1 protein-coding gene and 1 pseudogene are annotated in these 1067 nt (G+C 73.5%); one reads left to right on the forward strand and one right to left on the reverse strand.

The annotated features are described in order from the left end of the window. The coding region (locus tag PROKR_RS10925; RefSeq protein WP_036963038.1) for a site-2 protease family protein at positions 1-798 on the reverse strand (798 nt) is incomplete at its 3' end. Positions 799-890: 92 nt separating this feature from the next. Between PROKR_RS10925 and PROKR_RS37360 the strand changes: the two are divergent. Next, a pseudogene (locus tag PROKR_RS37360) lies at positions 891-1067 on the forward strand (exodeoxyribonuclease V subunit beta); the annotation flags it as partial.

The following is a 1067-nucleotide window of genomic DNA, read 5'->3' on the forward strand; positions in this document are numbered from 1 at the left end:
CGCGAGCCCCGCCGCGGACAGCGCCGCGACGGCCTCGCGCCGGCGGCCGTTGGTGATGGCCGCGCCCGCCCCCGCCCAGAGGAACGCGCCGATCAGGGCCGACCACAGCACCGTGGTGATGTCCGGCCTGGTGCCCAGCACCAACGGCACCACCAGAGCCCAGAGCAGCACACCGACGGCGACGACGCGGCCCACCCAGCCGGCCGCGATGGTGCCCCTGTTGCGCTTGCCGGTGACGGCCCAGACCAGCGACTCGAGGATCTGCCCGCCGTCCAGCGGCAGGCCCGGCAGCAGGTTGAACAGGCCGACGAAGGCGTTGGAGAACGCGCCGGCCCAGAGCAGGAGCGCCGGCACGGTCATGACCGGCGAGGCCTGGAAGGCGAACCAGAACCCGGCCGCGAGCGCCAGGTTGGTCAGCGGCCCGACGACGGCGACGAGGAAACCGTCGAGCGGCCGGCCGAGGCCGCCGGTGTAGGCGGTGTGGCCACCCCAGATGGTGATCGCGAGCTCGGTCACCTTCTGACCCCGCGCCCGGGCGACCAGCGCGTGCGCGACCTCGTGCAGGAGCACGGAGGCGAACAGGAGCAGGACGAACACGAACGCGACGAGGTAGGCGCCCGCGCCGAGCTGGGGTGCGCGCGCCTGCACGTTCGGCAGGAACAGGAGGGTCAGGACGATGGCCGCGAGGAACCAGGACCGCGTGACGATCACGGGTGCGCCGGCGACGCGTCCGATGACGAACCCCTTCGAACGTTCCGGGGCGGGTGCGGGCGTGGAGGCGGGCTCCGAGGTGGTCACCGGACAAACCTAACCGGCCGCGGGACGTGCGGGTGACGGCACGCTGTGGACAACTCCCGGGGGATGTCGGTGGCCGCCCCTAGGGTTGGGGCATGACGACGACGGAGCTGACCCAGGGCCTGGTGCCGGACGCGACGACGGAGGCGGCCGACGCCGCGACCGCCGTGCGCGCGCCCTCGCGACCGCCGGCCCTGTCCCCGTCGCGTGCCAACGACTTCATGCAGTGCCCGCTGCTGTTCCGGTTCCGGACGGTGGACCGGCACTGCATG

The sequence above is a fragment of the Promicromonospora kroppenstedtii DSM 19349 genome (genome assembly GCF_000515355.1).
GTDB classification, from domain to species: Bacteria; Actinomycetota; Actinomycetes; order Actinomycetales; family Cellulomonadaceae; genus Promicromonospora; species Promicromonospora kroppenstedtii.